This window comes from Streptomyces sp. NPDC029164 (genome assembly GCF_055563995.1).
This window is the reverse complement of the sequence record NZ_JBVHWW010000081.1, coordinates 1-5,294: the sequence shown is the minus strand read 5'-3', so window position 1 is coordinate 5,294 and position 5,294 is coordinate 1. Positions and strand designations below refer to the sequence as shown.

At 71.7% G+C, this 5,294-nt stretch carries 6 protein-coding genes; 5 read left to right on the top strand and 1 reads right to left on the bottom strand.

The annotated features are described in order from the left end of the window. Positions 1-146: 146 nt before the first annotated feature. Positions 147-1,586: a regulator gene (locus ACZ4VT_RS37190; RefSeq protein WP_351588900.1), complete on the bottom strand. Its 1,440-nt coding sequence runs from the start codon at positions 1,584-1,586 to the stop codon at positions 147-149. A 173-nt stretch (positions 1,587-1,759) separates the two neighbouring features. Here ACZ4VT_RS37190 and ACZ4VT_RS37185 point away from each other — a divergent pair, with 173 nt between their 5' ends. The 5 genes from ACZ4VT_RS37185 (at position 1,760) to ACZ4VT_RS37165 (ending at position 5,177) form a co-directional block, all read left to right on the top strand. Then, complete coding sequence (locus ACZ4VT_RS37185; RefSeq protein WP_467955778.1) at positions 1,760-2,092, top strand: hypothetical protein; 333 nt, start codon at positions 1,760-1,762, stop codon at positions 2,090-2,092. A 76-nt stretch (positions 2,093-2,168) separates the two neighbouring features. Then, the gene (gene lipB / locus ACZ4VT_RS37180; RefSeq protein WP_467955777.1) at positions 2,169-2,969 is read left to right on the top strand and encodes a lipoyl(octanoyl) transferase LipB; all 801 of its coding nucleotides are present in this window, start codon (positions 2,169-2,171) and stop codon (positions 2,967-2,969) included. Positions 2,970-3,079: 110 nt separating this feature from the next. After that, on the top strand, positions 3,080-4,030 hold the full coding sequence (lipA, locus tag ACZ4VT_RS37175) for a lipoyl synthase (RefSeq protein WP_030707546.1): 951 nt from the start codon (positions 3,080-3,082) through the stop codon (positions 4,028-4,030). 241 nt (positions 4,031-4,271) lie between these two features. Continuing rightward, positions 4,272-4,469: an SCO2195 family GlnR-regulated protein gene (locus tag ACZ4VT_RS37170; RefSeq protein WP_467955781.1), complete on the top strand. Its 198-nt coding sequence runs from the start codon at positions 4,272-4,274 to the stop codon at positions 4,467-4,469. Between the two features lie 9 nt (positions 4,470-4,478). Beyond that, on the top strand, positions 4,479-5,177 hold the full coding sequence (locus ACZ4VT_RS37165) for a DUF4191 domain-containing protein (RefSeq protein ID WP_361763839.1): 699 nt from the start codon (positions 4,479-4,481) through the stop codon (positions 5,175-5,177). Positions 5,178-5,294: the final 117 nt, after the last annotated feature.

The window sequence follows — 5,294 nt, the reverse complement described above, 5'->3', positions numbered from 1 at the left end:
TACACTCGACACGCGGGGCCGCCGGCACCCTCCTGTGGGATTTCGGCCCCCCTCTCCTGGCCACCGCGGACCCCGCATTTCGGGTGGCGGCCGGAAAACCACCCGCCCCGGGCCCGTCCCCCCTTGGGGCCCGGCCCCGCACAGCGTCACGACAACGCCGCCACCCGGTCCCGGTAGGTCCGCACCGCCGACGCGTCCCGGTACGGCTCCAGCCGCCGCTCGAAGTCCCGTACGTACTCCACCGCCCGCACCGACCGCATCTCCGACGCCTGCTGCGCCGCCTCCGCGCCCAGCGCGCACGCCTGGTCCAGCTCGCCCAGCCCCAGCCGGGCCGTGGCCAGCACCACCCGGCAGAACAGCCGGGACCGCGCGTACCCCGGCGCCCTCAGCTGAAGCGACCGCTCCGCGTGCTGGGCCGAGGCCCGGTACTGCTGGAGGTCCCGGTGGCAGTGCCCGAACTCGTCCGCGAGCTGCGCCTCGTCGTAGAACCGCGCCCAGTGCGGTACGTCGTCCCCCGGCCGGGCCGCGCCCAGCGCCCGCTCGGCCCGCACGAGTGAGGCCGTCGACGCCCGGACCTCGCCGAGCACCGCGTGCCCCCGCGCCTCCGCCGAGTGCAGCAGCGCCTGCACCACCGGCGGCGGGCCGGATCCCACGCCCTGCTGGGCCACCCGGGCCAGCTGCACCGCCTCCCGGCCGTGGCCGAGGTAGACCGCCTGCCGGCTCATGGTGACCAGCACGTACGAGCCGTAGGGGCGGTCGGCGGCGGCCTGCGCGAGCCGCAGGGCCTGCACGAAGTACCGCTGGGCGAGCCCGTGCGCGGCGATGTCGTACGAGGTCCAGCCCGCGAGCCGGGTCAGATCGGCGGCGGCCGAGAACAGCCGGCGCCCGGTGGTCTCCCCGTAGGTGCCGCGGAGCATCGGCTCCGCCTCGTGTTCCAGGTACCGCACCAGCGCCTGCCGGGCGTGGCCGCCGCCGTAGGCGTGGTCGAGGGTGCGGAACAGCTCGCTCACCGATCTCAGCGCGGCGATGTCCCCGCCGGTCACCCGCTGCCCGGGGCCGCGGTCGATCTGCCGCTGCCGGGGCACCGTGGCCCGGCCCTGCAGCGGGACGCGGGCCGCCGCCGGATCCGCGCCCCGGCCCACCCGTTCGTCGGCCCGCCCGATCAGCCAGTCCCGGCTCGGCACGACCAGCCCGGCCGGAGTGAAGGCGATCTTCCGGAGCTCGGCGTGCGAGCCGGAGTCCTTGCGCCACAGCCCGCTCGCGATGTCCACGGCCTCCTCCGGCGTGGCCGCGAACTCCAGCCCCGCGTACACGGGTGCGCAGGCGTCCAGCCCCAGGTCCTGCGCGGAGAGCCGCCGCCCCAGGCGCCGGGTGAACACCTCGGCGATCAGCGCGGGGGTGGTCCCGCGCGGCTGCTGCCCGCGCAGCCAGCGGGTCACGGAGGTCTTGTCGTACCGCAGATCGAGACCGTGTTCCAGGCCGAGCTGATCGACGCGGCGGGCGAGCCCGGCGTTGGAGAACCCGGCTTCCGCGATCAGCGCCGCGAGCTGCCGGTTGGGGACGCGCTGGGCAGGTCGTTCCGTCATCGGCTCCACGGTCTCCTGACGTGACGGACCGGAGTCCCGGCCCTGTGAACGGCGTGAATGTAGCGGCGAACTTCGCCCATGCCGCCCTCTCTGCCCCACATTCATCCGATCGTGTGCAGAATGAGTAGGACCCTTTACGGACCGGCCCCCTCCACCCGCATAGGCTGCGGACCATGACCCCTCGGCCCCACAGGGCGCACCTCCCCGAGGAGCGAACCGAATCCACCGCCCCGCTGCCCCCGCCCGAACTGACCGAGGCGGAGTGCCGGCGCTGCGGCACCTACATCGCGGGGCTCGACGGCCGGTACGCGTGCGGGGTGTGCGGCTGGGTCAACGACCACTCGGAGGGCCACCGGCGGCTGCCGCGCGCGGACGAGGACCCGGACCGGCCGCCGAAGGGCCGGCGCCGTCCGAAGCAGCTGCCGTGGCCCCCGCCGCCACCCGGCCCGGAGCTCGCGCCCGGGCCTGTCGAGGAGCCCGGCCCGGAGCTCGCACCGGGGCCCTGAAGGGGTTCGAACGGGCCGCCGTACCCTTGCTCAGTGAAGTACGTGCACACAGCAGGTTCAATGAGGAGGCGCTGCGGTGGCTGAGCTTGGGTTTGTCCATCTGGGCTTCGGGCCGGAATCCGTCGAGTACACCCGGGCCTGGGAAGAGCAGCGCAGGGTGCACGCCGCCCGCTTCGCGGACGAGGTCGAGGACACCTGCCTGCTGCTGGAGCACCTGCCGGTCTACACGGCGGGCCGGCGCACCGACCCCAGCGAGCGTCCGCTCGACGGCACGCCCGTGGTCGACGTGGACCGCGGCGGCAAGATCACCTGGCACGGCCCGGGCCAGCTGGTCGGCTACCCGATCATGAAGCTGCCCCGCCCGGTGGACGTGGTCGCGCACGTCCGCCGCCTGGAGGAGGCGCTGATCCGCACCGCCGCCGAGTTCGGCCTGGAGACCACCCGGGTCGAGGGCCGCAGCGGCGTCTGGGTGCTCGGCGACCCCGTCGAGGACCGCCCCATGATCGGCGGGCTCTCGCTGGACCTCGACCCGCGGCTGCACGACGAGGAGTTCGACGCCCGGCTCAACGGCCCCGAGTACGCGCCGTCCAACGCCGGCCAGCGCCGTGAGGACCGCAAGCTCGCCGCCATCGGCATCCGGGTCGCCAAGGGCGTCACGATGCACGGCTTCGCGATCAACGTGAACCCGGACAACACCTGGTTCGACCGGATCGTGCCCTGTGGCATCCGGGACGCCGGTGTGACCTCGCTCTCCTACGAGCTGGGCCGCGAGATCACCATCGCCGAGGTGCTTCCGGTCGTCGAACGGCACCTGAAGGACGTACTGGAGCACGCGGAGCTGCGGCCCCGCGACACAGTGCCGGCCGCGGGCGTCTGACACCGCGGGAATGCGGTCGCCCCCTCGCAGGTTGGCCGACGTAAGAGCGTACGAAATTACGGGCGTACCCTGGTGGGCGCCCGAACAATCGAAGTCACAGGGAGCCGGTCGTGTCCGCAGTCGCACCCGACGGACGCAAGATGCTGCGCCTGGAGGTCCGTAACGCCCAGACCCCCATCGAGCGCAAGCCCGAGTGGATCAAGACCCGGGCGAAGATGGGTCCCGAGTACACCAAGATGCAGGCCCTGGTGAAGGGCGAAGGACTGCACACGGTGTGCCAGGAAGCCGGCTGCCCCAACATCTACGAATGCTGGGAGGACCGCGAGGCCACCTTCCTCATCGGTGGCGACCAGTGCACCCGGCGCTGTGACTTCTGCCAGATCGACACGGGCAAGCCCGAGGCCCTGGACCGGGACGAGCCGCGCCGTGTCGGCGAGTCCGTGGTCACCATGGACCTGAACTACGCCACCATCACCGGCGTCGCCCGCGACGACCTGGCCGACGGCGGTGCCTGGCTGTACGCGGAGACCGTGCGCCAGATCCACCAGCAGACGGCGGGCCGTGAGAGCGGGCACACCAAGGTCGAGCTGCTGGCGCCCGACTTCAACGCGGTCCCGGAGCTGCTGGAGGAGGTCTTCGCCTCCCGCCCCGAGGTCTTCGCGCACAACGTCGAGACCGTGCCCCGCATCTTCAAGCGGATCCGCCCCGGCTTCCGCTACGAGCGCTCGCTCGACGTGATCACCAAGGCCCGCGCCTACGGCCTGGTCACCAAGTCGAACCTGATCCTCGGCATGGGCGAGGAGCGCGAGGAGGTCTCGCAGGCCCTGAAGGACCTCCACGAGGCCGGCTGCGAGCTCATCACCATCACCCAGTACCTGCGGCCCTCGCCGCGGCACCACCCCGTCGAGCGCTGGGTGAAGCCGGCCGAGTTCGTCGAGCTGGCGAAGGAGGCCGAGGAGATCGGCTTCTCCGGTGTGATGTCGGGCCCGCTGGTCCGCTCCTCGTACCGGGCGGGTCGTCTCTACACCCAGGCGATGGAGAAGCGCGCCGCGAGCGTGTGAACTCGCGCACAAAGCTTACTAGTCGGTAACACCGCAGTGACGCGGCCCCTAGGCTCTTTCAAGGAAGAGCCCGGCGGGCCGCGTCAATGTTTCGTCACGTTTGACCGCCAGGTCATGCGCTGGTAACACCAATCAGTGACGCTGGGTCCACGCACCGCACACACTCCGGTACGCATCCACCGCAGCACGCACGCCCGCTACACGCACTGCCGACGTGAGTTCCGTGAAAGGGATCGACATCATGCAGGCCGCGCCCGTACGCGCCATCGCCATCCCGTCCCTCTCCGACGCCTTCAGGGGCATCGAGTCGCTGCTGATGAGCGGCGCCCGCCGGAACGCCTGGACGGCAGTGCTCGAAGACCGCCGCAGGGCCAAGGACAGGGTCGAAACCGAACACGTACTTGAGGCCGCGGCCACCCGAGCCCCGCAGGCCACGTAAACTCGCTGTATGGCGAGGAAGTCAAACGCAGAGACTGCTGCGAACACTGGGCGACTGAAGCAGATCGCCCTCACGTACAAGATGACGCGCAAGGCCGACCCGAAGGTCGGTCTGATCGTCGCGGGCGTGGGAATTGTCACCTTCGGTGTCCTTCTTGCGATCGGCTTCCTGATCGGGCACGAGCTCTACCTGGGCATCCTGGGCTTCCTCGTGGCGTTCCTCGCGATGGCGATCGTCTTCGGACGACGGGCCGAGCGGGCTGCCTTCGGGCAGATGGAGGGACAGCCGGGCGCGGCCGCGGCCGTACTGGACAACGTGGGCCGGGGCTGGACGACCACCCCGGCCGTCGCGATGACCCGGCAGCAGGACATCGTCCACCGGGCCGTCGGCAAGGCCGGCGTCGTGCTGATCGCGGAGGGCAACCCCAACCGGGTGAAGCCGCTGCTCGCGAACGAGAAGAAGAAGCTGGCCCGGATCATGCCGGACGTGCCGGTGCACGACTTCATCGTGGGCACGGGCGAGGGCGAGGTGCCGCTCAAGAAGGTGCGCACCACCCTGCTCAAGCTGCCGCGGGTGCTGGCCGGCCCGCAGATCACCGAGATCAACGACAAGCTGCGCGCCATGGGTGACCTCATGAGCAACATGCCGCTGCCGAAGGGCCCCATGCCCAAGGGCATGAAGATGCCGCGCGGCGGGAAGATGCGCTGACCCGCTGACCTGATTTTCGTATACGACACGGGGGCGGGGGGGGGGGGGGGGGGGGGGGGGGGGGGGGGGGGGGGGGGGGGGGGGGGGGGGGGGGGGGGGGGGGGGGGGGGGGGGGGG